Annotated in this window: 15 protein-coding genes; 10 read left to right on the forward strand and 5 right to left on the reverse strand. The window is 58.1% G+C overall.

The genetic code is table 11. The features are described 5' to 3' along the window. Window positions 1–45: 45 nt before the first annotated feature. Window positions 46–663, forward strand: coding sequence for a uridine kinase family protein (locus CLV84_RS20995; RefSeq protein ID WP_104421817.1), 618 nt, complete (start codon window positions 46–48; stop codon window positions 661–663). Window positions 664–685: 22 nt separating this feature from the next. Here CLV84_RS20995 and CLV84_RS21000 read toward each other — a convergent pair whose 3' ends face one another. Further along, window positions 686–1,078: a VOC family protein gene (locus CLV84_RS21000; RefSeq protein ID WP_104421818.1), complete on the reverse strand. Its 393-nt coding sequence runs from the start codon at window positions 1,076–1,078 to the stop codon at window positions 686–688. Window positions 1,079–1,207: 129 nt separating this feature from the next. On the opposite strand from CLV84_RS21000, the gene rpmI reads away from it, so the two are divergent. The 5 genes from rpmI (at window position 1,208) to CLV84_RS21025 (ending at window position 8,646) form a co-directional block, all read left to right on the forward strand. Next, window positions 1,208–1,402 carry a 50S ribosomal protein L35 gene (gene rpmI / locus CLV84_RS21005; protein WP_104421819.1) on the forward strand — a complete coding sequence of 65 codons (195 nt, stop codon included), beginning with the start codon at window positions 1,208–1,210 and terminating at the stop codon, window positions 1,400–1,402. Window positions 1,403–1,468: 66 nt separating this feature from the next. Further along, the gene (rplT, locus tag CLV84_RS21010) at window positions 1,469–1,816 is read left to right on the forward strand and encodes a 50S ribosomal protein L20 (protein WP_104421820.1); all 348 of its coding nucleotides are present in this window, start codon (window positions 1,469–1,471) and stop codon (window positions 1,814–1,816) included. A gap of 99 nt (window positions 1,817–1,915) precedes the next feature. Beyond that, on the forward strand, window positions 1,916–3,136 hold the full coding sequence (locus tag CLV84_RS21015; RefSeq protein WP_104421821.1) for a serine hydrolase domain-containing protein: 1,221 nt from the start codon (window positions 1,916–1,918) through the stop codon (window positions 3,134–3,136). 172 nt (window positions 3,137–3,308) lie between these two features. Then, window positions 3,309–4,253, forward strand: coding sequence for a T9SS type A sorting domain-containing protein (locus CLV84_RS21020; protein WP_104421822.1), 945 nt, complete (start codon window positions 3,309–3,311; stop codon window positions 4,251–4,253). A gap of 250 nt (window positions 4,254–4,503) precedes the next feature. Continuing rightward, window positions 4,504–8,646: a Kelch repeat-containing protein gene (locus CLV84_RS21025; RefSeq protein WP_104421823.1), complete on the forward strand. Its 4,143-nt coding sequence runs from the start codon at window positions 4,504–4,506 to the stop codon at window positions 8,644–8,646. Between the two features lie 6 nt (window positions 8,647–8,652). Here the strand turns inward: CLV84_RS21025 and CLV84_RS21030 are convergent, their stop codons facing one another. Together CLV84_RS21030 and CLV84_RS21035 are read right to left on the reverse strand one after the other, a co-directional pair. Further along, the gene (locus CLV84_RS21030; protein WP_104421824.1) at window positions 8,653–11,742 is read right to left on the reverse strand and encodes a WD40/YVTN/BNR-like repeat-containing protein; all 3,090 of its coding nucleotides are present in this window, start codon (window positions 11,740–11,742) and stop codon (window positions 8,653–8,655) included. A 166-nt stretch (window positions 11,743–11,908) separates the two neighbouring features. After that, window positions 11,909–12,877, reverse strand: a complete 969-nt coding sequence (locus CLV84_RS21035; RefSeq protein ID WP_170067811.1) for a plasmid pRiA4b ORF-3 family protein — start codon at window positions 12,875–12,877, stop codon at window positions 11,909–11,911. A gap of 26 nt (window positions 12,878–12,903) precedes the next feature. On the opposite strand from CLV84_RS21035, the gene fdhD reads away from it, so the two are divergent. Next, window positions 12,904–13,722, forward strand: a complete 819-nt coding sequence (gene fdhD, locus CLV84_RS21040; RefSeq protein ID WP_104421826.1) for a formate dehydrogenase accessory sulfurtransferase FdhD — start codon at window positions 12,904–12,906, stop codon at window positions 13,720–13,722. 81 nt (window positions 13,723–13,803) lie between these two features. After that, complete coding sequence (locus CLV84_RS21045) at window positions 13,804–16,077, forward strand: FdhF/YdeP family oxidoreductase (RefSeq protein ID WP_104421827.1); 2,274 nt, start codon at window positions 13,804–13,806, stop codon at window positions 16,075–16,077. A 633-nt stretch (window positions 16,078–16,710) separates the two neighbouring features. Here CLV84_RS21045 and CLV84_RS21050 read toward each other — a convergent pair. Further along, the gene (locus tag CLV84_RS21050) at window positions 16,711–18,027 is read right to left on the reverse strand and encodes a DEAD/DEAH box helicase (protein WP_104421828.1); all 1,317 of its coding nucleotides are present in this window, start codon (window positions 18,025–18,027) and stop codon (window positions 16,711–16,713) included. A gap of 22 nt (window positions 18,028–18,049) precedes the next feature. Next, complete coding sequence (locus tag CLV84_RS21055) at window positions 18,050–18,952, reverse strand: helix-turn-helix domain-containing protein (protein WP_104421829.1); 903 nt, start codon at window positions 18,950–18,952, stop codon at window positions 18,050–18,052. A gap of 304 nt (window positions 18,953–19,256) precedes the next feature. Between CLV84_RS21055 and CLV84_RS21060 the strand changes: the two genes are divergently transcribed. Together CLV84_RS21060 and CLV84_RS21065 are read left to right on the forward strand one after the other, a co-directional pair. Continuing rightward, window positions 19,257–19,850: a hypothetical protein gene (locus CLV84_RS21060; RefSeq protein WP_104421830.1), complete on the forward strand. Its 594-nt coding sequence runs from the start codon at window positions 19,257–19,259 to the stop codon at window positions 19,848–19,850. A 143-nt stretch (window positions 19,851–19,993) separates the two neighbouring features. Beyond that, on the forward strand, window positions 19,994–21,097 hold the full coding sequence (locus tag CLV84_RS21065; RefSeq protein ID WP_104421831.1) for a DUF4249 family protein: 1,104 nt from the start codon (window positions 19,994–19,996) through the stop codon (window positions 21,095–21,097). The last annotated feature ends 20 nt before the right edge of the window (window positions 21,098–21,117 follow it).

The raw sequence follows: 21,117 nt of genomic DNA on the forward strand, positions 1-21,117 counted from the left end.
AATGTGCAAGTGACTGCGCCGGCCTGCGTACCTTTGCCCCCAATTATGGCTAAACCCTTTATCATCGGCATCACCGGCGGCAGTGGCTCCGGCAAAACCTCCTTTATTCAGCAACTGCGCCGGGGATTACCCGACGAGAAGGTTTGTCTGCTCAGTATGGACGACTATTACGTCCGGCGAGAAGATCAGGAACTGGATGACCGGGGAATTCACAATTTCGATCGCCCCGCCTCCATTCATCGCAAGCACTTCGTGCGCGATTTGAAGCAGCTGATTAGCGGCGAATCCGTTCAGCGCCGGGAGTATGTATTCAATAACGAGCTGGCTCAGGCGCGTATGCTCACCTTTTACCCTTCGCCGGTCATCATCGTGGAAGGATTGTTCGTCTTTCACTATAAAGAACTAAGGAAGCTCCTGGATCTTAAAATCTTCCTCCACGCCAAGGATAATTTGAAGGTCGTCCGCCGAATCAAGCGCGACCGGGTTGAACGCAATTACCCCCTTGAAGACGTGCTCTACCGCTACGAGCACCACGTGCTACCCGCTTACGAGAAGTACGTGCATCCCCACAAGGAGCGCGCCGACATCATCGTCAACAACAATACCGATTTCAATATGGGACTTGCCGTGCTCCGTGCTTTCGTAGAGAAAAAAATCCATTGATCCCGCGCGCCGGCGCCCTCCCCTAGCCGTTGCGCTGCACCAAATCCCAACGGTTGCCATAAAGATCGGCGAAGACGCACACCGTTCCGTACGGTTCTTCGGAACGCTCCCGCACGATTTTCACGCCCCGCTCGAGGAGGCGGCCGTAGTCATGCTCGAAGTCGTCCGTGTCCAGAAAAAGCCAGACCCGCCCCGCGCCCTGTGAGCCAACTAAGGCCCGCTGTTCGTCTGTACTCGCTTTAGCCAGGAGGATGGCCGCACCCGCTTCTCCGCCGGGACGAACCCGTACCCAGCGTTTTTCCTCACTCAGCGGGGTATCTTCCACCAGGTCGAAACCCAGTTTACCGACGTAAAAGTCAATGGCCGCATCGTAATCGTGGACCAATAGGCTGAACTGGGCAATGGATCGGGACATGGCGCAATGTACCACTTTGGACCACCATCCCCGGTGTGTGCGGGGGCAGGGCAGGAATTAAGCGGCATAGCCATTGCACAAAGCGAATACTTTCCCTACCTTTGCGCTCCATTTGTAAAAACCGGTGCCATGCCTAAGATGAAGACGCACAGCAGTGCAAAGAAACGTTTCAAGATTACCGGTAGCGGTAAAGTGAAGCGTTTCCAGGCTTACACCTCGCACATGATGCGCAACAAGTCCTCGAAAGCCAAGCTTCGCCTCCGCGACGCTGCCCTGGTTTCCGATGCGGACGAAAAGCGCATCAAGCGACTCCTGTGTAAGTAATTTTTTAACGAGAGTACGGGTCCAAAGTACCCATCGCGGTCTCCGTACTGTACTAAACAAACCATTATGCCACGTTCAGTTAATGCGGTTGCCAGCCGCGCGCGCCGCAAGCGCATTCTCAAGGCCGCCAAAGGTTACTTCGGCGCCCGCTCCAAAGTCTACACCGTTGCCAAGAACGCCGTCGATAAGGGTATGGCGTATGCCTACCGCGACCGTCGCAACAAAAAGCGGGTATTCCGCCGCCTGTGGATCGCCCGTATCAACGCGGCGGCCCGCCAGAACGGAACGACCTATAGCCGCCTCATGCACGGTCTCAACACCGCCGGCGTTGGCCTGAACCGTAAAGTGCTGGCCGACCTGGCTATGCACCACCCTACCGCCTTTACCGCCGTGGTCAATACGGTCAGCAAATAAACAAGCTGCTCAAAAGGTATTTTCGAGCCCCTTCGCCCGTCAGGTCGAAGGGGCTTGCTATTTTTGGCTACTTTTCTCCCTTACTTATCCTCACCGATCATGCGTCAATTCCTAGTTACGATCTGCGTCTGCCTTTTCATCACCCTTCCGGTCCTTTCGCAGTCACTCACCGAAGCCGGTTTAACGGCTGACGGTATCCAGCGACTGGAAGCGTGGCTGGAGGGGGAAGTTACCGAGCGGCGACTCCCCATGGCCGAAATCCTGCTCTACCGCAACGGCGTGGTCGGCTACCACCACACCACCGGCCTGAGTGACCTGAGCAGCGAGACACCTTTGCGGGAAAATCAGCTCTATCATCTAATGTCGATGACCAAACCCATCGTAACGGTAGCCTTCATGATGCTGTACGAGGAAGGCCACTTCCAGCTGCAGGATAAAGTTTCGACATACCTGCCGGACTTCGCCGATCTGAAGGTAGCCCGCAACGCGACGGATGGCCTGCAGGTGGCAACCGATCCGGCCACTTCTGATGTTACCATACAACAGGTGCTTTCCCACACCGCCGGGTTTTCCCACGGACTGCAGGGCACGAAGCTCGATAATGAGATTGCCGCTGCCCTCTATTACCGCCCACATGCGGATATCGCTTCCCGCGTGAACACCCTCGCGACGCTCCCCCTACTGGCCCAGCCCGGCGAGCAATGGATCTACAGCACTTCCCCCGATATTCTGGCCCGGCTGATCGAGGTATTCTCCGGGCAGACGGTGATCGAATTCCTGGAAGATCGGCTATTTACGCCCCTCGGAATGGATGACACCGGTTACAATATCCCAACGGAGTCAGCCGATCGGTTGGTCGCCAACCACCAGATGGCCGACGGTGACCTCACCAAGGCGGCGATGCAGCTTCCCAGCAGCGGCAATAAAGTCTTTGGCGGCTCCTTCGGTCTGTACTCCACCGCTGCCGATTACCTGACATTCTGCCGCATGCTGCTCAACAAGGGCGAGCTCGACGGCACCCGCTACCTAAGCCCGAAAACCGTGGAACTGATGACGATGAACCACGTCGGCGAGTTGCGCGGTAACGGCGAAGGTTTCGGACTGGGCTTCGGGATCATCACCGACGTATCCGAAAACGGCGTCCTCGGCAGTGAAGGCCAGTATTTCTGGAATGGCGCCTATTCTACCTTCTTCTTTATCGATCCGGCCGAAAACATGATCGCGATCCTGATGTCCCAGCGGTCACCCTACTCCGGCTACCACGAAAAAATGTTCCGGCAGATGACCTACCAGGCACTCGGTGAATCAGCCCGGAAATAGACGTAATTAGATGATAGGCAGCTTAGCATTAGCATAGCGGGATAGCCCCTGTGTTAAAGTCCGGGAGGTTAATACAGATTTAATGGTGCACGGCGCGAATTGAAGGAAATCGTTGGTAAATATGTGAGCAAGACACCGGCCCGAGTTTTCTCACATACATTCCCCAACTACCATGTATTACATCATTCCCGGACCGGAACGCCATACAGGCTGGTCTTTTTCCTTTATTATCCCGCTGATATGCTGGCTGCCGGTTGCCACTATCCCGGATGCTTCCCCCGCCAGTTCGGTCGTCCCGGCCACCCACTCCCCCACGGCCGTGAACGAGCACTGGCTCGAGGCGGAATGCGCGGAGGAAGGGCAAGAGTGGCAGCCCGACAGCACGGATGCCGCTTCCGGAAAGTACTTCGTTTATTTCCCGGGAAACGCGCTGTTCCCCAAACCTAAGCGCTACGGCGGCCCCTCCCAACTAACGTTTCAGATCGACCTCAGTGAAACGACGGAATACCAACTCTTTCTCCGACTGAATGCTCCGGAAATCGGCCACAACTCCTTCTGGGTTTCCATCGATGACGGCCCCTGGAAGAAATTCTGGAAACAGGCAGATCGCGCCCAACTCTCCACCGATGGCTTCGAGTGGCGGGAAGTGGTGGACGACGGTAACCCCCTAGATTTGCAACTTACCTCCGGTCGGCACACCATTCGCGTTGCGGCACGGGAATCCGGCACCCAACTCGATAAGCTATGCTTGGCAGCGGCGGGCCGGCTTCCCGCGGGAATGGGAGAAAGCGCCCCATCCTGTCCGCGCCGCGCCGAGACCACGCTAACGCCCACCCGCGACCTGCTTACCTCCCAACCTGCCTTCGAGGTATTCCCGAACCCGGCAACCACTGAACTCACTATCCGACTGCCGCGGATCGACGGACTATCCGCTTTAGTCCGCATCGTGGGGGCGGATGGCAGAACCTACCGGGAGCACTACCTACCGCTCTCCGTTAGCGGCTCTCCGGCGGAAACAACCGCGGACATCGCTTCGCTTCCGGCCGGTAGCTACCGTCTCCAACTCATGAACCCGGGCCATGGCGCCCCCCTTTCCGCAGCTTTTATCAAGTTGTGATTCCGGGCTGTCCGGAAAGTTTGTAGCTCCCGCGCTCCGGCGCCCCGTCCCGGCTGCCTGCGTACCACCGATATTACCCTCATGGTACAGTCCATCGACTCGCCGGTTAGGTTATACCACATTCATTAGGCTATTTCGCGGTTTACGAAATCTTATTCTTAATTGAATCGACTTAATTAAAGATATATTCCGTAATTATGTAGCACCGGCCCATTGTCAGTTCGGTTCCTATTTTTACCCATTCCACACTATGTCACCACACACGGACGCAACGGCCCACCGGGCTGGCTATGCCCAGTTTTGGGCAATAATTCTTTTGCTGGTCTTCCCGGTTGTCGCGATCGGTCAACATCAAGGCGAATGGTACGTGCAGCCATCAACCGGATCGAACCCCGAAAAACGCCACGAGTCCGCCTTCGTGCGGGTCGGTGACCTATTCTACCTCATCGGGGGCCGGGGAACGAAAACGATCCAAGTGTACGACCCCGAGAGCGGGAGTTGGCGAAACACGAATTCAGTCACGAACAACATCCATCACTTCCAGGCCCGCGCCTTCGGAGGTAAGATTTACTTGCTGGGCGCGCTCACCGGCGGGTACCCCAACGAAGATCCGCTTCCGAATGTGTTAATCTACGACCCGGTGGCGGACGAGTTGCAGACAGGCCCGGTGATCCCCCCGGCACGCCGACGCGGCTCGAGCGGCGTGGCGCTATACAACGGTCAGTTTTACATTATCGCCGGCAACCGCAACGGACACAGTGCGACGCTCGAGAATTCCAGCGAGCCGGCGAACGTAGCATGGATGGACCGGTACGATCCAGTGACCGGAACGTGGACCGTATTGCCGGATGCCCCCCACGCGCGCGATCACTTTTTCGCCGAGGTAATCGGTAGCCGGATCTACGTCGCCGGGGGTCGGCGTTCCAAGGCGGGCACCAGCGCCGGAACCTGGTCCGACACCGAAGCGGCCGTTGACGTTTTCGACCTGGAGGCAGGAAATTGGGTGACGGGAACTCCCCTGCCCGACGATTTACCCACCGAACGGGCCGGGGCCGCTACCGCGGTCGTGAACGGAGAACTAATAGTCATTGGCGGCGAGATTAATACTAATCCACCTGCCAATCTCGCACTGCCCCATACGGAGGTGCTCAATCCGGCAACCGGATCGTGGCGAAGATTAGGTGACCTCACGCTGCCCCGACACGCCACCCAGGCCATCGTTTACAACGGGGACGTGTACGTGGCCGCCGGCTCCCGCACGAAGGGGGGAACCGAGATAACGGCGGAGGAGTCCTTTATCGAAGCATTTAGTTACGACGGAGCGCCGGGTACGGAATATTCCGACTGGACCTCGATCGGAACCTCTCCCCTGGCGAAATCGGAGGCCCAGATGGTGGCGTTCGGAGGTGAATTTTACATTTTCAATGGATTCCGCGTCGGCGTTGATATTGCCAATACCGTCGATAAGTATAATCCGGCTACCCGCCGCTGGACGAGTCTGCAGTACATGCCAACCCTCAATGGTACCGGTACCGCCGTAACTCACCACGGGATCGCCCTGGTTGGCGACACGGTCTGGATCGTCGGCGGCCGTATTGGGGATCATCCCGGTCCCGTAACGGATGCCGTATGGCTGTACGATATCTCCGAAAACACCTGGAGCCCCGGCCCTACCCTGCCCCTGCGGCGGGGCGGCGGCGGCCTGGCCAGGCTTGGTAACGAGCTACATTACGTCGGAGGGTTCGATGAATTCGCCAGCTGTGACGTGGACATTCATCTCGTGCTGGATTTGAAAGCGCTGGAATGGGGCTGGCAGGACATTACCGCCACCGCCCCCATGCCGATGGCCCGCAACCATTTCAGTACCGTAACGCTCGGAGGCAAATTGTACACCATCGGCGGGCAAAACGGCCACGATGGATGTGGCGGTGGGGCCGACAATAAACTCGTACATGTTTACGACCCCATTTCCAATACCTGGGATCGCCTTGCGGATCTTCCCGCCATTCAGTCGCACGCCGAACCGAGCACCTTCGTGCACAACGGGAAGATCCTGCTAGTCGGTGGGTCGAGCAGCGGGGGGAAGGGGGTTTGGGAATACGATGCCGGGGAAAATGCCTGGTCGGTGCTCACCGGTATGCAACTCCCCGTACCGCTGCTGGCGCCAGCCGCGCGGGTTTACGGCGGCACCTTATTCGTGATGAACGGGGGGCAACCCGGTACCGGGTCCCCGGTTAACGTTGTTCGGATTAAGGACTTCGTCGAAGAGGAAGCCCCCGCCCTGGCCTTCCATCCCGGCTCTATGGAAGTTACCCTCGACGCGGGGGAAGCAACCAGCCGGAAAGTCATCCTGGCCAATCTCAACGGGGAATCCGAAACGCCCTTCCAAATTGCTTCGGAAGACCTGCCACCCTGGCTATCGATCGATCGTACGGCAGGAATGGCCAGGGAATCCTTTACGGAACTGACACTATCGATCGATACCGAAGGACTTACCGCTGGACCGTACACCTATTTGCTTCGCGCCGAGGCGCAGGAATATGCCTCCGCAACCCTAACCGTTGTGCTGAACGTAGCCGGTGCCCCGTCCGAACCGGATGGCCCCTATCGGGAATTCCAAGAAGCGGAATGCGCTACGGTAGGATCGAACTGGGTTATCGTAGCGGACGCGGATGCTTCGGAAGGCCAGTACGTTTCGCCAAAACCGGGTCTGTCCGTTCCGCTCGATCAAGCCCCGGCAGACGGTCCGGAGCACTGGACGTCCTTTGCGTTCACGACCCCGCAGCCCGGCACCTATTCCCTATCCGCCCGCATCGTAGCCCCAACCAATCAGAAGGATTCCTTCTGGGTGCGGGTGAACGGGGGCCAGTGGCGGAAATGGTGGCAAGGGCTGCGCACGAACAGCGCCTACACCTGGAAAGAAGTACTGGGGAGCCCCTTTACGCTACCCGCTGGTACGGTGGTGGTCGATATCGCCTACCGCGAGCCCGGCACCCGCCTCGATAAGTTAGTGCTGCACGCCAATCCCGAAATGCCCACTGGATCGGGCGAGCCGGCGACGAATTGCGGGGGCACGCCTCCACCGACGGGTCCGGATGTCGTCATTCGGCTCAACGCGGGTGGACCTGCGGTAAATTACGCGGGGGATACATACGCGGCGGACACCTACTTTACGGGAGGTAAATCATACACGAATACCTCAGCACGGGTAGCCGACATCTATCAAACCGAGCGCAGCTCCGACGCTCCTTACCAATTTGCCTACGACATTCCGGTGGTGGCTGGCCATTACCGGGTCCGTCTCCATTTCGCCGAAATTTACTTCGGGGCGGCTGGCGGCGGTGCCGGAGGAACGGGCAAGCGGGTCTTTGACGTCACTCTAGAAGACGAGCTGATCCTGGACGATTTCGACATCACCGCCGAAGTCGGCCCGGAAGCCATCCTGGTCAAATCTTACGATCTAACCGTATCGGACGGTGAAATTAACCTGTTCTTCAATGCGGCGTCAGCGGTGGGTGGCATCGACCAGCCTAAACTTTCCGCCTTGGAAGTCATATCGCTTGAAGACAGCGGGGAACCTTCCCCGCCAACCTCCTCGTGGGTGGAAGCAGAATGCGCGCAGGAAGGCAGTAACTGGGTTACCGCCACCAGGGCGACGGCCTCCGGTGGCCGGTATTTGTACTATCCGGGAAACAATAACTTCTCCGCCCCGAGCACTTACGGAGGGGCGGACCAGCTAACCTACCCCCTTACGGTATCCGAAGCGGGCACCTATGGATTGTATCTCCGCCTAGACGCACCCACTACGGGAAAAAATTCTTTTTGGGTAAGCGTCGACGAGGGGCCCTGGATCAAATTCTGGCGCCAAAATGGCTCAGCGCAATTACGTACCGACGGCTTCGAGTGGCGAATCCTCACCACCGAGGAAGTTCCCGCACGCTTTTCCCTTTCGCCGGGTACCCACCGTATCCGCGTTGCCCCCCGGGAAACGGGTACCGAACTGGACAAACTGTTCCTGACCGCCGGGGAAGCAACACCAACGGGCATGGGCGAGCCCACCACCAGTTGTCCGCAGGATCAACTCCGTTCCCTTTCCGACACCGGCGTCAAGGTCACTGCGCCCGCCACTGCGGCCCAATCCATTCAACTCTATCCTAACCCCGTCAGGGATTTACTACGCATCGAACTGAGTGATTCCGGGGCGGCCGGTCTGGTCATCCGCGTGTTGAACGTGGATGGGAAAGTATTGCTGAGCCGCCGATTCGACACCGAAACTGATGCGGATCAAATCGTTGAACTGGACGTGCGTCCTTTCCCCCCTGGTACATACTTGCTCCAGGTCATCGGAGCGGAAGACGATACCTTGCGCTCCGTTCCCTTCGTCAAACAGTAATCGCGATTATTTCCGGGCGCTATTCGGCCGGGGTACGGTGATCACGTTGACGTTGCGTTCGAGAATCATCCGGTTGTAGGCGGGTACCTGCTCCGCTACGATCCGCTCGTAGGTGGCAATCTCCTCGTCGATCTGCTCGGTCAGCTCCTCCTTAACCGCGTAGGCCGCGGCGGTGGGCCGGTAGGTACCGATACCCGTCAGGCTATTCAGGTGAGCCAGCTTATTGGTAAGGCGGATCGGATAGTTCAGGGGATCCTGGCCGCTGCGGTTCTGCGTCTGGTACAGGCTTTTCTCCACGGCGGTGAGGCTATCGATGATCGTCTTGCCAGCCGCGATGACTTCCTCGTCGTCAATGCGCTGCTGCAGCTCCTCGATCTGGCTACGAAGCTTACGCAGGTCGATGATGACCTGGTGGGCTTCACTCGTCTTATCCTGGACTTCCTTCATAAAGGTGAACTGAGCCTCCCGGTCCGCCTCACTGGCCTGTACCCGCGGATCGGGCTTAATGGCGAAGGTCCTTACCTGCTCGCGTTCGCCGTAGGTGAGGGATACCTGGTACTCGCCGGGAAGCGCCATCGGGCCACCGCTGCCGGCCCACCAGAGGATCATGTTGTCGAACTCGACCCCGTCGGGATAGGACATATCCCAATTCACGGTCTGGCCGCCGGCCTTGAGTTTTAGCTTCTTATTGTCTTCGGTGGCGGTAGTGTTCCAGCTGCGGATGGTATCGCCTTCCCGCAGCACGGACAGGGTCATGGGCATGCTGTCCTTTGCGGCTTCCTCACTGAGGTAGACGTGAAAGTTGACGCCTCCGGGATGGTTCTGACCGGCGGTGCGGCTACTGCGGCTGCTGCCGCCCATCCGCCAGGCATTCTCGGGTTTGAACAGGTGGAAGTCGGCATTGGCGGCTACTTCGTCCAACTGCTGCAGCGGGGTAAGGTCGTCAATCATCCAGAAGCTGCGTCCCTGGGTCGCTACGATAAGGTCGTCATCCTTGAAGGTGAGGTCGGTGATCGGAACGATCGGCAGGTTTTGCTGGAAGGCTCGCCAGTTCGCACCGTTGTCCAGGCTCAGGTAAAGCCCTTCCTCCGTGCCGGCGAAGAGCACGTCCGGATTACCGGGGTACTGACGCACTACCCGCGTGAAGTGACTGCGTGGAATGCCGTTATCGATGCGTCGCCAGGTCTTCCCGTAGTCGGCGCTGTGGAAGAGGTAAGGGGTGTAGTCACCGGTCTTGTAAGCGGTGCCGGCTGCGTAAACGCCTCCGTCCTGACCGTGATCAACGTCGAGGCTGTTCCACATGACGTACTTGGGTGCCGCGGTGGGCGTCACGTCCGTCCAGCTTTCCCCGTTGTCGCGGCTAACGTGGATCAGACCGTCGTCGCTGCCGGCCCAAAGCACGCCGGGCTCCCGGTGGCTTTCCGTAGCGGCGAAGATCGTCGCGTAGTACTCTACGCTGGTGTTATCCTGGGTGATCGGGCCACCACTGCTCTTGAGCTTTTCCGCTTCGTTGCGGGTGAGGTCGGGGCTAATGATCTCCCAGGTCTCTCCCTCGTCGGTACTGCGGTGCACGTGCTGGCTGGTAGTGTACAGGATATCCGGGTCGTTGGGAGAAAAGAAGATCGGGAAGTTCCACTGAAAGCGGTACTTCATTCCCTCGGCACCGTAACCCATGGGGTTGTCGGGCCAGACGTTGATCGCCCGTACCTGGTTATTCTCGTGGTCGTAACGGGTCAGGAAACCGCCGTAGCTGCCCCCGTAGACGATATCCGGATTTTCGGGATCCGGAGCGATGTGGGCGGATTCGCCACCGGCCGTTTCTTCCCAGTCCGACTCCCCGATGGTGCCGCCGTCCGTCCGGTGACGGATGCGTACCGTGGAATTATCCTGCTGAGCCCCGTAGATGCGGTAAGGGAAGCTGTTGTCGGTCACGACCCGGTAGAATTGGGCCGTGGGCTGGTTGTGGTAGGTACTCCAGTTTTCTCCCTGGTCGAAGGACACCTGTGCGCCACCGTCGTCGGCAATGGCCATCCGCTCGTTATTTTCCGGTGCGATCCATAGATCGTGGTGGTCGCCGTGGGGGGCGTTATTGGATTTGAAGGTGCGGCCTCCGTCGGTACTGTGGTGGTAGCTTACGTTCATGACGTAGACTCCGTCGAGCTCCTGTGGGTCGGCGTAAATACGGGTGTAGTACCAGGCGCGCTGGCGTAGGGCGCGATTGTCACTCCTTGCTTCCCAGCTTTCACCGGCGTCGTTACTGACGTACACGCCGCCCTTTTCGTTTTCGATGATGGCGTAAAGCCGACTGGGATCGACCGGACTAACCGAAACCGCATTGATGCCCCAGACACCCTTCGGAAGGCCCGGGTTGCGGGTGATTTCGGTCCAGTTGTCGCCGCCGTCGGTCGTTTTCCAGAGGCCGCTTCCTTCACCGCCACTCTCCAGGCTGTACGGGGTTCGGCGGATTTTCCAGGTAGAAGCGTACATAACGCGGGGATTGGAGGGATCCATACTGAGGTCCACCGCGCCGGCCCCCGCGTTCGCGAAGAGAATGCGCTCCCAGGTCTGACCGCCGTCCTTGCTACGGTACACGCCTCGCTCCTCTGTATCTTGGTAGAGGTCGCCCATCACGGCGGCGTAGACCAGGTCCGGGTCCCGGGGGTGGACCCGAACGCGCGCGATGTGGCGGCTGTTCTCCAATCCGATCTGCTCCCAGCTTTTACCGGCGTCGATCGACTTCCACATGCCGCTGCCGTAGCTGACGTTGCCCCTCACCGTCTGCTCGCCGCCACCTACGTAAATGATGTTCGGATTGCTTTCGGCCACCGTCACCGCACCGATGCTTCCGCCGAAGTAGCCGTCGGAAATGTTGGTCCAGGTCTGGCCGCCGTCCTTGGTTTGCCATACCCCGCCGCCGGTGGCGCCGAAGTAATACAGCATGGGTTGGTTGGCTACCCCGGTAACCGCCGCGGAGCGTCCACCCCGGTACGGGCCGATGCTTCGGAACTGAAGGGAAGAGTAAATCTTTTCGTCGATCTCCTGTGCCGCGAGGGCCGCACAGCAGAAAAGCAACAACAGTAGGTAGAGGTTACGCATGGTTTAGTTGGCTAGTTTCAAAGGAAGAAAGGTAAGCAAATAGGTCCTGGAATGAAAGACCGCCGCCACCATCGCGGGCATACCGCACCCCTGCTCACCTATTCCGCCGGCGGGAAGTAGGCCCGGGGGAGTTCTCTCCCGAAATCACGGCAACAGGTTGATCGAACTAAACTACCGCCTTGAATTCGGTGGACTGGTCGCGGCTCAGGCGCAAATTGGCCTGGTCGATGTTGAAGGCATCCGGGTGAAAATCCTGGGTCAGCCAGCCGGCCATCTCCTCGTAATCGGGATGATCCGGCTGATTGAGAATTTCGATCATGTCGTTATAAGCCGCTACCCCGCCGATGTCCTCGGGCGGACAAGCGCGCTCGCCGGCGATGCAGACCGGGTAGGATCTGCGCCCCTCCGGACGTTCCCGGCCTATGAGTTCCAAGTCGTGGTACCAAGTGTCGAACTCGTAACCACAGTGGTCCCCCGCCTCGGCGAACATATCACCGAGGGTTATCTCGCCACTGGACGGCAGGTCCTGCCGCATACCGGGGTAAAACTGAAACTGTTCCGTGCCGCGCCAGCCCATGGCGGCCTGGATGATGTGGTGTAGTTGCAGTTGGCTCACGCCGTTATCGACCAATACCAGCCGGGTGACCGGGGGCCGGCTTCCGTCCAGTACGATCTTGAGTCGGAATATGGCCTCGATCGTATCCGAATACTCGTCCTCGATGTGGTTCGTCGCCTGGTCCGCCTCACCGCTGGCCTCGATGACCGGGGCCGGGGTCGCTTCGGCTACCGGGGTGGTACCGGGTACGGCCAGGGGTTCCTGGCCGGCGTCCTGCGCCGCATGCTCGCCCAACAGCGCCGTGAAGGCAGCCGCGTAAAAATCTTCGAGCGGCCCGTCCGGTGCATCCTTGCCGCCTAGTTCCCGATCGACGATGACGTCCCAGATTGCGAGCAGCAAATCGTCGAGGGATTCAACCGTCGATACCGGCGGGTCATCGTCCCGTCGTAAGAAGTGGTCCCGATAGGTCCGGTAGGCATCCGTCGCATCGGTGTCGCTCAATTCGGGATGCTGGCGACGGACCTTGGCGACGGCCTTCGTGATCGCTTGCTGTAACTTGGCCGTGGATAGTGTTTTCATCTGCGCGCAAAGATAACGAGTCGCCCATGCCCCCATCAATTCCAGGCCAAAAATCCGTGCCGATCGTCCGGTATTCTTCCGCGGGCCGGGAGGAAGTTCCCGACGAACTGGCCGTGGAGGAACCGCTGGAGATCGCTATCGTGCACCACGCCCGGCGCCGGGTGGCCGCCATTACGATGCGGACTCCCGGCCGGGACGGTGACCTAGCCCGCGGTTTCCTCTTCACGGAAGGCTTGCTGCCCGCCGGCTTTGATTTGGGCGACGGAGCGCGGGAGCAAGCCAATTCCATCGAAATTAGCTGGCCGGATAATCTTAAACTCGATCTCCGCCCACTGGACCGTCACTCCTATACCTCAAGCAGTTGCGGCGTCTGCGGAAAAACATCCATCGAGCAGGTATACCAATCGCTGCCGTTCACCGAATCGCTCCGGCCCTGGTCGGTGTCGGTCGAAACCCTCTACCTGCTGCCGGATCGGCTACGGGACGCCCAGCAACTGTTCCGGCGTACCGGGGGTATCCACGCGGCCGGGCTTTTCGATACGGACGGAAAACTGCTCCACCTCGCCGAGGACGTCGGTCGCCACAATGCGTTGGATAAGCTGATCGGCAATTTTTACCGCCTAGGTGCCCTTCCGCTCCACGGGCGGGTGCTGGTATTGAGCGGTCGCAGCAGTTTCGAGCTCATTCAGAAAGCGGCGATGGCCGGAATCGGGCTGGTGGTGAGCGTGGGCGCCCCTTCCTCCCTGGCGGTAGAGCTGGCCGAGGAGAATGGCATCACGCTCTGTGGGTTTTGCCGGCCCACTTCCCTGAATTGCTACGCCAATCCGCACCGCCTGATCGCCTGACCGAGCATATCCCGCTTCGTTATCGGTCCGGATAAACTAATTTTCTCAATCTACCTTTCCTCTTCGCCCGAACTACCGATCATGTCCAACGAACGCACGCCCGAGCGGCTTACCGGCCTGCAGGTCAAAAAGCCCACCACCATCGCCGCCGGCATCCCCGCCCTGCGGTATTCGCTCAAGCACGTGAACGAATACATGCACACCGGCGATGGACTCCAAACCCTCGCCAAGCTCAACCAGAAGGGTGGCTTCGACTGCCCCGGTTGCGCCTGGCCCGACCCCGACGGCAGCCGCACGCCCATGGCGGAATACTGCGAGAACGGCGTCAAGGCCATCGCGGAAGAAGCCACTAAGCGTCGCATTGGCGCCGATTTCTTCGCCGAGCATTCCGTGGACGAACTCGGCACCTGGACGGATTACGAACTCGGGAAAAGCGGTCGGATCGCCCAACCCTTGCACCTGCGCCCCGGCGCCCAAAACTATACCCCGATTACGTGGGCGGAGGCCTTCCAAAGGATGTCTGACAAACTGAAGGAAATTGACCCGGACGAAGCCGTTTTCTACACTTCCGGCCGGACGAGCAACGAAGCAGCCTTCCTCTACCAGCTTTTCGCCCGCCAGCTAGGCACCAACAACCTGCCCGACTGCTCGAATATGTGTCACGAAAGCACGAGTGCGGCACTGGCGGAAGTGCTCGGACTGGGGAAGGGCAGCGTGACCCTGGAGGACATTCATGCCGCGGACCTCATCATCTGCATGGGCCAGAACCCGGGCACCAATCATCCGCGGATGCTGAGTGCCCTGGAGAAGATGAAGGAAAACGGCGGCCGGATGATCAGCGTGAATCCGCTTCCGGAGCCCGGTCTGATGCGCTTCGTTAACCCGCAGCGACCGCTGAAAGTCGTCACCCGGGGTACCGACCTGACCGATCTCTTTCTGCAGATCCGCATCAACGAGGACCAGTCCCTGCTCCGCGCCTGGCTGAAAATTCTATACGAGCGGGAGAAGGAATCGCCCGGAAACTACTTCGACCAGGATTTCGTCCGCGATCACACTTCCGGTTACGACAAGCTGGTAGCCATGCTGGAGGCCACCGACCTCGAGGCCTGCATCGCCAATACCGGACTCGACCGAGACCTGGTCATGGAAAGTGCGGGCCTGATCCACGGTTCCGGCCGAATCATCATCTGCTACGCGATGGGCCTAACCCAGCACGAAAACAGCGTGGACACCATCAAGGAACTCGTGAACCTGCTGCTAGCGAAGGGAAGCATCGGCAAACCCGGCGCCGGCATTTGCCCCGTGCGCGGCCACAGCAACGTCCAGGGCGATCGAACCGTGGGCATCTGGGACAAACTGAAGCCCGAGCTGGCCGACGCCCTACGCCGGCACTACGCCTTCGAGCCCCCCACCGAGGATGGCTACGACGTGGTCAAAACGATGGAGGCGATGGAAGCGGGAAAAGTGAAGTTCTTCCTCGGTATGGGTGGCAACTTCGTCAGCGCGACCCCCGATACCGAGCGCACGGCCCGGGGACTGCGCAACTGCGACATGACCGTCCACGTCTCCACCAAACTGAACCGCAGCCACCTGGTGCACGGTATGGAGGCCTTCATTCTTCCCTGCTACGGGCGCACGGAGGTGGACCTTCAGGCCGGTGGCGAACAGTTCGTCAGCTGCGAAAACAGCATGGGGGTGGTTCAGATGAGCAAGGGCGTCCTCGAGGTGGATGATATGAACCTGATGAGTGAAGTGGCGATCGTGTGCGAGCTCGCGCGACGCACTCTTCCGAATTCAACGGCACCGTGGGTCGAGTACCGGAAGGATTACGATACCATCCGTGACGCGATCGCGGCCTGCATTCCGGGTTTTGAAGGCTACAACGAGAAGGTACGGCAGCCGGCGGGCTTCTATCTGCCGAACGGACCCCGCCACCGCCAATTCGCTACATCCGACGAGAAGGCGCAATTCAGTGCGACCGAGCTTAGTCCCCACAGGCTGGCTCCGGGCGAGTTCCTGATGACGACCGTACGGGCCCACGACCAGTACAACACCACCATCTACGGACTGCACGATCGTTACCGGGGCGTGCACAACGAAAGGCGGATCGTCCTTATGCACGAAGACGACATAGCCGCTATCGGCGCTGTAGCAGAGCAGGTGGTCGACCTCAAGAGCGAATACGGAGGAACCGAGCGATGGGCGCGGACATTTCAGCTGGTCCCCTACTCCATTCCGCGGGGCTGCGTGGCCATGTACTTTCCCGAAGCGAACGTGCTGGTACCAAGTGAGGTGACGGCACGGGGGAGTAATTGTCCGATTAGTAAGTCGGTGCGGGTTAGGGTAGTCTTTTAGTTCGTTAGTCTTGTAGTGGGTAGTCTTTTAGTCGGGTAGTCTTGTAGTCTTTTAGTTGGGTTGTCTTTTGGTCGTTAAGTAAGACCGTTCACCAAACTGGAGCTGCGGCGCTTTAGCTCCCCGGTTACCTCTTCCAACTTTTCGTAGCAGGACGTGGAGACATCAAGTCCCGCCAGGTCTATTGGATAATTGACAGACTGCCAATGACACTTCCGGATCGGCTGCATAGCGGGTTCCCTACACGCGTATAGAAGCCAAGATGGCCAGACGATTCATTCCCCGGCTGAAGAGCAACAGTGATGCCTTATGCTTCTCTCAAGCTGATCACGCGACTAATCTACTAACCGGCGAAGCCGACTCCCCAACTAACCGGCGAAGCCGACTAAGAGACTACCCGACTAAAAGACTAACCGGCGAAGCCGACTCCCCGACTAAAAGAATAACCGGCAAAGCCGACTCCCCGACTAACCGGCAAAGCCGACTAAGAGACTACCCGACTAAAAGAATAACCGGCAAAGCCGACTAAGAGACTACCCGACTAAAAGACTAACCGGCAAAGCCGACTAAGAGACTACCCGACTAAAAGACTAACCGGCAAAGCCGACTACCCGACTAACGGCGAAGCCGCCCCTCCTACCGTTTCTTCCGACCCCGAGCCTTTTTCTTCCGCCGGTACTCCTGTAACTCCTGCCGCGTCATGGGTCGTTTCTTATTGCTTTCCTTCTTTTCCTGGAAGGCTCCCCGGTCGCTGACTTCGATCTTCACCTCCACTATAGGTTGCTGGGACTGTGGGAGTTCCTCCGGGATTAGCTCTTCCGAGACGGCGACGTCTCCGGGTACGGGAAGGACTTTCACTTTCCGATCCATCAATTCCTCGATGGATTGCAGCAGGGATTCTTCCTGGGGGGTTACGAAGGTGATCGCCTGTCCGTGTCGTTCGGCCCGACCGGTACGTCCGATGCGGTGCATATAATTCTCCGGTTGTTCGGGTACGTCCAGGTTAATGACGTGGGATACCTCGCTGAGGTCCAGTCCGCGACTTACGAGATCGGTTGCAATGAGCACGCGGTGTTCGCCGGCCTGAAAGCGTTGCAGGCTTTTGAATCGGTAGTTTTGACTCTTATTTCCGTGAATGACGCCGGTGGCTTCCGGATAGGCCGCGTCGAGCCGCTCGTGAAGCAAGTCGGCCATCTTTTTCCCCGGTGTAAACACCAGTACCCGGTCAAAATTTTTCGCATCGGCGAGTAAATGAATGAGCAAGTTGACCTTCGTATTAAAATTGGGTGCCCGGTAAAGGAACTGGTCGATATTTTCGAGGGGGGTGCCGGAGGGGGCTGCCTCGACGGTTTCCGGAAAATTGAACGTGTCTGCTATAATCGCATCCACTTCCGGCGTCATTGTCGCGGAGAATAATAGGTTCTGTCGACGCTCGGGCAGTAACTCGATAATTTTCGTCAATTGGGGTAGAAAGCCTAGCTCAAGTAGTTCATCCACCTCATCGATGACCAGGTGCTTCAGTGCCCGGAACTTGAGGCTTCCGGTAATGATGAGATCATACAGGCGACCGGGCGTACCGACTACGAAGTCGCATCCCGCTTCAACCTGAGCCGCGTGTTGTTTAAGGTTGACGCCACCATAAATGGAAGCGGTTACGACGTTTTGGTAGGCCGTCAATTTATCGATCTCCTCGGCTACCTGTACGACGAGTTCCCGGGTGGGGACGATGATCAAAACCTGAGGGTACGGATCCTTGCGAAATTTCCACTGCCGGATCAGCGGTAGCAAATAGGCGATGGTTTTACCGGTGCCGGTCTGGGCGATGCCGACAACGTCCTTTCCGGACATAATTACCGGGAAAGCCCGTTCCTGAATCGGGGTGGGTACGGTGAGCCCCAGGTCGGTCAGGGCATTGAGTTGGGCGTTTCCGAGATTGAGATCCGTGAAGGTCATGGTCGTAAAGGTACGGCTCGACCTAGTCAAGATCCGGTAGCGGGCCGTTAACGTTGAGGCGAAACTTGCTCCGGTACTCCGAGGCGGTTATGCCGGTATGCTTTTTGAAGGCCCGGTTGAACTGACTCATGGAATTGAATCCGCTATCGAAAGCCACGTTCTGGATGGTCGAATGATCGTCGGCCAGCAGCTTGCAAGCGTAGACAATGCGGAAGTCATTGAGGTAAGTGACGAAGGTTTTGCCGGTAGTTTTCTTGAAGTAGCGGCAGAAAGCCGGAACGGTCATGGCGGCGATGCCGGAAATCTCATCGAGGGAAATATCGCGATCGAAATTGGCACCGATAAATTCCTGAATCTGATTGAACCGTTCGAAACCGTGGGTTTCCACCTGCAAGTGGAAACCCTCCGCGTTCAGACTTTCGAATTCAGCGCTGTCGGCCAGTTCGTTCAGGATATCCACTAATAACAGGAGGCGACCGAGAGGCGGTAGCGTAATGAGCCTTTCCAGCCGACTTCCCTGTACGGTACGGGTAGTGCCGTGGAAGCTGATCCCGTTGCGGGAGCGATGCATCAGGTCCTTCACCTTTTGCATCTCCGGCAAATCGAGAAATTCGGCGTTCGGGAAACTGGGAGCGAACTGCACGACGGTTTCCTTTTCGTTTTTGGTCATCCGGTCGGTGAACCCCAGGTGGGGTAAGTTGGAGCCGATGAGGATCAGGTCACCGTCCTGAAAGTGGCTGATGTGGCTTCCCACGTGACGCCGGCCGTGTCCTCCTCTTACAAAGACCAGCTCCAGCTCCGGGTGGTAGTGCCACTTCGGCAGTTTATTGACCCGGACTTTCGGTTCGGGATAGTGCTTGACCAAAAAGGAGGTGCCTGGAGCCGGGGTGACCCGTTCTCTTACGGGTTGCGAAGACGTCTCCATAGTAAGGTGATTGGTGGATAAAGTGGTTCTCCGGGGGCGACCGCGCCGGATGAATTCAGTTGGTAAACGCGTCATACGACCTATTGGTTAAGGATCTCGTGCTGCGGGGATTACCCCGGGTTGCGCGCATATTATCAGGGGCTAATAAAGCGGTGAAAATCTGCGGAAGAGCCGCCAATTTATGCGCGGATCGGTGCGGCAATTCCTCCCACCTTTGCATTGCAAGGAGTTGATCATGGATGGCGACTAACAAAACGCTCTCGCAAAGTTCTAACTAATTATTCAACCCTTGAAACGTTTTATTATGAAAACTTGTCTCTCTCTCCTTACACTTTTCCTTTCGGTTACCCTTTCGGCATCCATTAACCCCGCCGACCTGGTAGTACAAGCCGATCCAACCTCAAAAACCCTTATTCTCCGCAGTATTTCCGAATTTGACGCTGACAGTAAGCTGCAAATCGTGGACCGGGATGGCCGCGTACTGCATACCGCCAAGCTAGATAGTGGTAGCTACCTCAATGCCCGCTTCCAGCTTGCCGCACTCCCCGCCGGCGATTACGAGATCGTACTCAGCGATGAAATGGGCCGCACGGTACAGCCACTCACCATCGGCAATACAGGCATCCAAGCTGATCCCGCGCTGGCCAGCCGCACTTTCTACCCCCGGGTTAATCTGAAAGAAAGCATGCTGACCATCACTTACCTGAACACCGCGCAAAACGAAGTAGCGATTCGCCTTGCTGACAAGAACGGCAAATCCGTACTCAACGACCGCATCAATTCCAGCCCCACCCTACAGCGGGCTTACAACCTCGAACAACTACCAGCCGGTGACTACTACGTCACAGTCCTGGTACCCCGGGAACCGGCGTACACTACCAGCCTGTCCCTGAAGTAAGATTTTTTTGCATGATCGACTTTAAGTTTCGCTCCTTCGCCTTCGGCGAAGGGGCTTTTTTTTGTCCATGCCCATCGCAACGGCTCACCTGACGCGGAAAACGGGATTTGTAGTACTTTCCCAACCCTAATCCGCCCCGCTGAATGAATTCCGGTACCTATCGCCTGCTGTTTGCTTTTCTCTTCCTGCAGCATTGCGTCGATCCGGTGGTACCGGAGTACGATTATGCAACCGGTTTCCTATTAGTGGAAGGAAGTATCGTAGCGGGGGAAGGCAGCAGTAACGTGACGATCCGCCGCAGCGCTCTTTCCTTCGGCGCCTACCGATTAGACCCCGTTGGGGAAGCCCAGGTCTTTAGCGTAGCAGAAGACGGAGCGGAGGATACTTGGCAAAACACCGGCAATCCGGGCGAATTCGTACCGCCGCCGGGCTTTTTACCTCTGCCGGGTCAATCTTATTTCCTTCGGATCCAACTCGCATCGGGTGAAGTCATCGAGTCGGAGCCCGAGCTTATCCCTCCCCCCGTCCCAATCGACGATATCCGCGTTACTTTCGAGCAGGAAGCATACTTCAGCAGTTCCCGCGATCGCTTCGTTCCCGCCTTTACCCTGTTAGCCAATTTCCAGGGACCTTCCACCCAGGATAATTTTTACCAATTCACCTACCGTACCTGGAGCCAGATAAGCATTTGTGCTACCTGCTATAATTCCGTTTACCGCAATGGGCAATGCGTCAAGACACCCTCCAGTTCCGGAGTCGATCGATACGACTATTCCTGCTCCGAACCATGCTGGGCCATATCCAACGGGGATGCGTTCGCATTGGTGTCGGATGAGCTGAATCCGGATGGTACGTTTTCCTCGGTGCCCGCCGCCCGTATAGATTTTGTCGGCTCCGGGAAGCTCCTCGCGGAGCTACAATTGCGCACCATTACCCGCAAGGCCCACCAGTATTTCACGGTACTGGAAGACCTCACCGAAGGAAGTGCCGGACTGAACGCTCCCCTCCCCGCCCCCCTGTATGGGAACCTCACGGATAAAAGCGAGTTGAACACCCCCGTACTCGGCTTTATCAGTGGCAGCTCGGTGCGTACGCGGCGCATCCTTTGGAATCGCGACAGCACTGACGGGGAACCGCTGTTCCTGATTCCGCCGCCCGTCTACGAGCCCGTTTCTCCCGCTCCGCCCAGCGCGCCCTGTGATGGCCCTAACCGCACCAACCAGGAACCTGCGGGATGGAACGCCTGATGCGACCTGCCGAATTAGGA

The sequence above is a fragment of the Neolewinella xylanilytica genome (assembly GCF_002934605.1).
GTDB lineage: Bacteria > Bacteroidota > Bacteroidia > Chitinophagales > Saprospiraceae > Neolewinella > Neolewinella xylanilytica.

What these genes read in the sequence shown, in the direction of transcription:
- CLV84_RS20995 (WP_104421817.1), top strand. Translation starts at nt 46, where the DNA reads ATGGCTAAACCCTTTATCATCGGCATCACCGGCGGCAGTGGCTCCGGC.
- rpmI (WP_104421819.1), top strand. Translation starts at nt 1,208, where the DNA reads ATGCCTAAGATGAAGACGCACAGCAGTGCAAAGAAACGTTTCAAGATT.
- CLV84_RS21015 (WP_104421821.1), top strand. Translation starts at nt 1,916, where the DNA reads ATGCGTCAATTCCTAGTTACGATCTGCGTCTGCCTTTTCATCACCCTT.
- CLV84_RS21065 (WP_104421831.1), top strand. Translation starts at nt 19,994, where the DNA reads ATGAATTCCGGTACCTATCGCCTGCTGTTTGCTTTTCTCTTCCTGCAG.
- CLV84_RS21000 (WP_104421818.1), bottom strand. Translation starts at nt 1,078, where the DNA reads ATGTCCCGATCCATTGCCCAGTTCAGCCTATTGGTCCACGATTACGAT.
- fdhD (WP_104421826.1), top strand. Translation starts at nt 12,904, where the DNA reads ATGCCCCCATCAATTCCAGGCCAAAAATCCGTGCCGATCGTCCGGTAT.
- CLV84_RS21045 (WP_104421827.1), top strand. Translation starts at nt 13,804, where the DNA reads ATGTCCAACGAACGCACGCCCGAGCGGCTTACCGGCCTGCAGGTCAAA.
- rplT (WP_104421820.1), top strand. Translation starts at nt 1,469, where the DNA reads ATGCCACGTTCAGTTAATGCGGTTGCCAGCCGCGCGCGCCGCAAGCGC.
- CLV84_RS21050 (WP_104421828.1), bottom strand. Translation starts at nt 18,027, where the DNA reads ATGACCTTCACGGATCTCAATCTCGGAAACGCCCAACTCAATGCCCTG.
- CLV84_RS21055 (WP_104421829.1), bottom strand. Translation starts at nt 18,952, where the DNA reads ATGGAGACGTCTTCGCAACCCGTAAGAGAACGGGTCACCCCGGCTCCA.
- CLV84_RS21060 (WP_104421830.1), top strand. Translation starts at nt 19,257, where the DNA reads ATGAAAACTTGTCTCTCTCTCCTTACACTTTTCCTTTCGGTTACCCTT.
- CLV84_RS21030 (WP_104421824.1), bottom strand. Translation starts at nt 11,742, where the DNA reads ATGCGTAACCTCTACCTACTGTTGTTGCTTTTCTGCTGTGCGGCCCTC.
- CLV84_RS21025 (WP_104421823.1), top strand. Translation starts at nt 4,504, where the DNA reads ATGTCACCACACACGGACGCAACGGCCCACCGGGCTGGCTATGCCCAG.
- CLV84_RS21035 (WP_170067811.1), bottom strand. Translation starts at nt 12,877, where the DNA reads ATGAAAACACTATCCACGGCCAAGTTACAGCAAGCGATCACGAAGGCC.
- CLV84_RS21020 (WP_104421822.1), top strand. Translation starts at nt 3,309, where the DNA reads ATGTATTACATCATTCCCGGACCGGAACGCCATACAGGCTGGTCTTTT.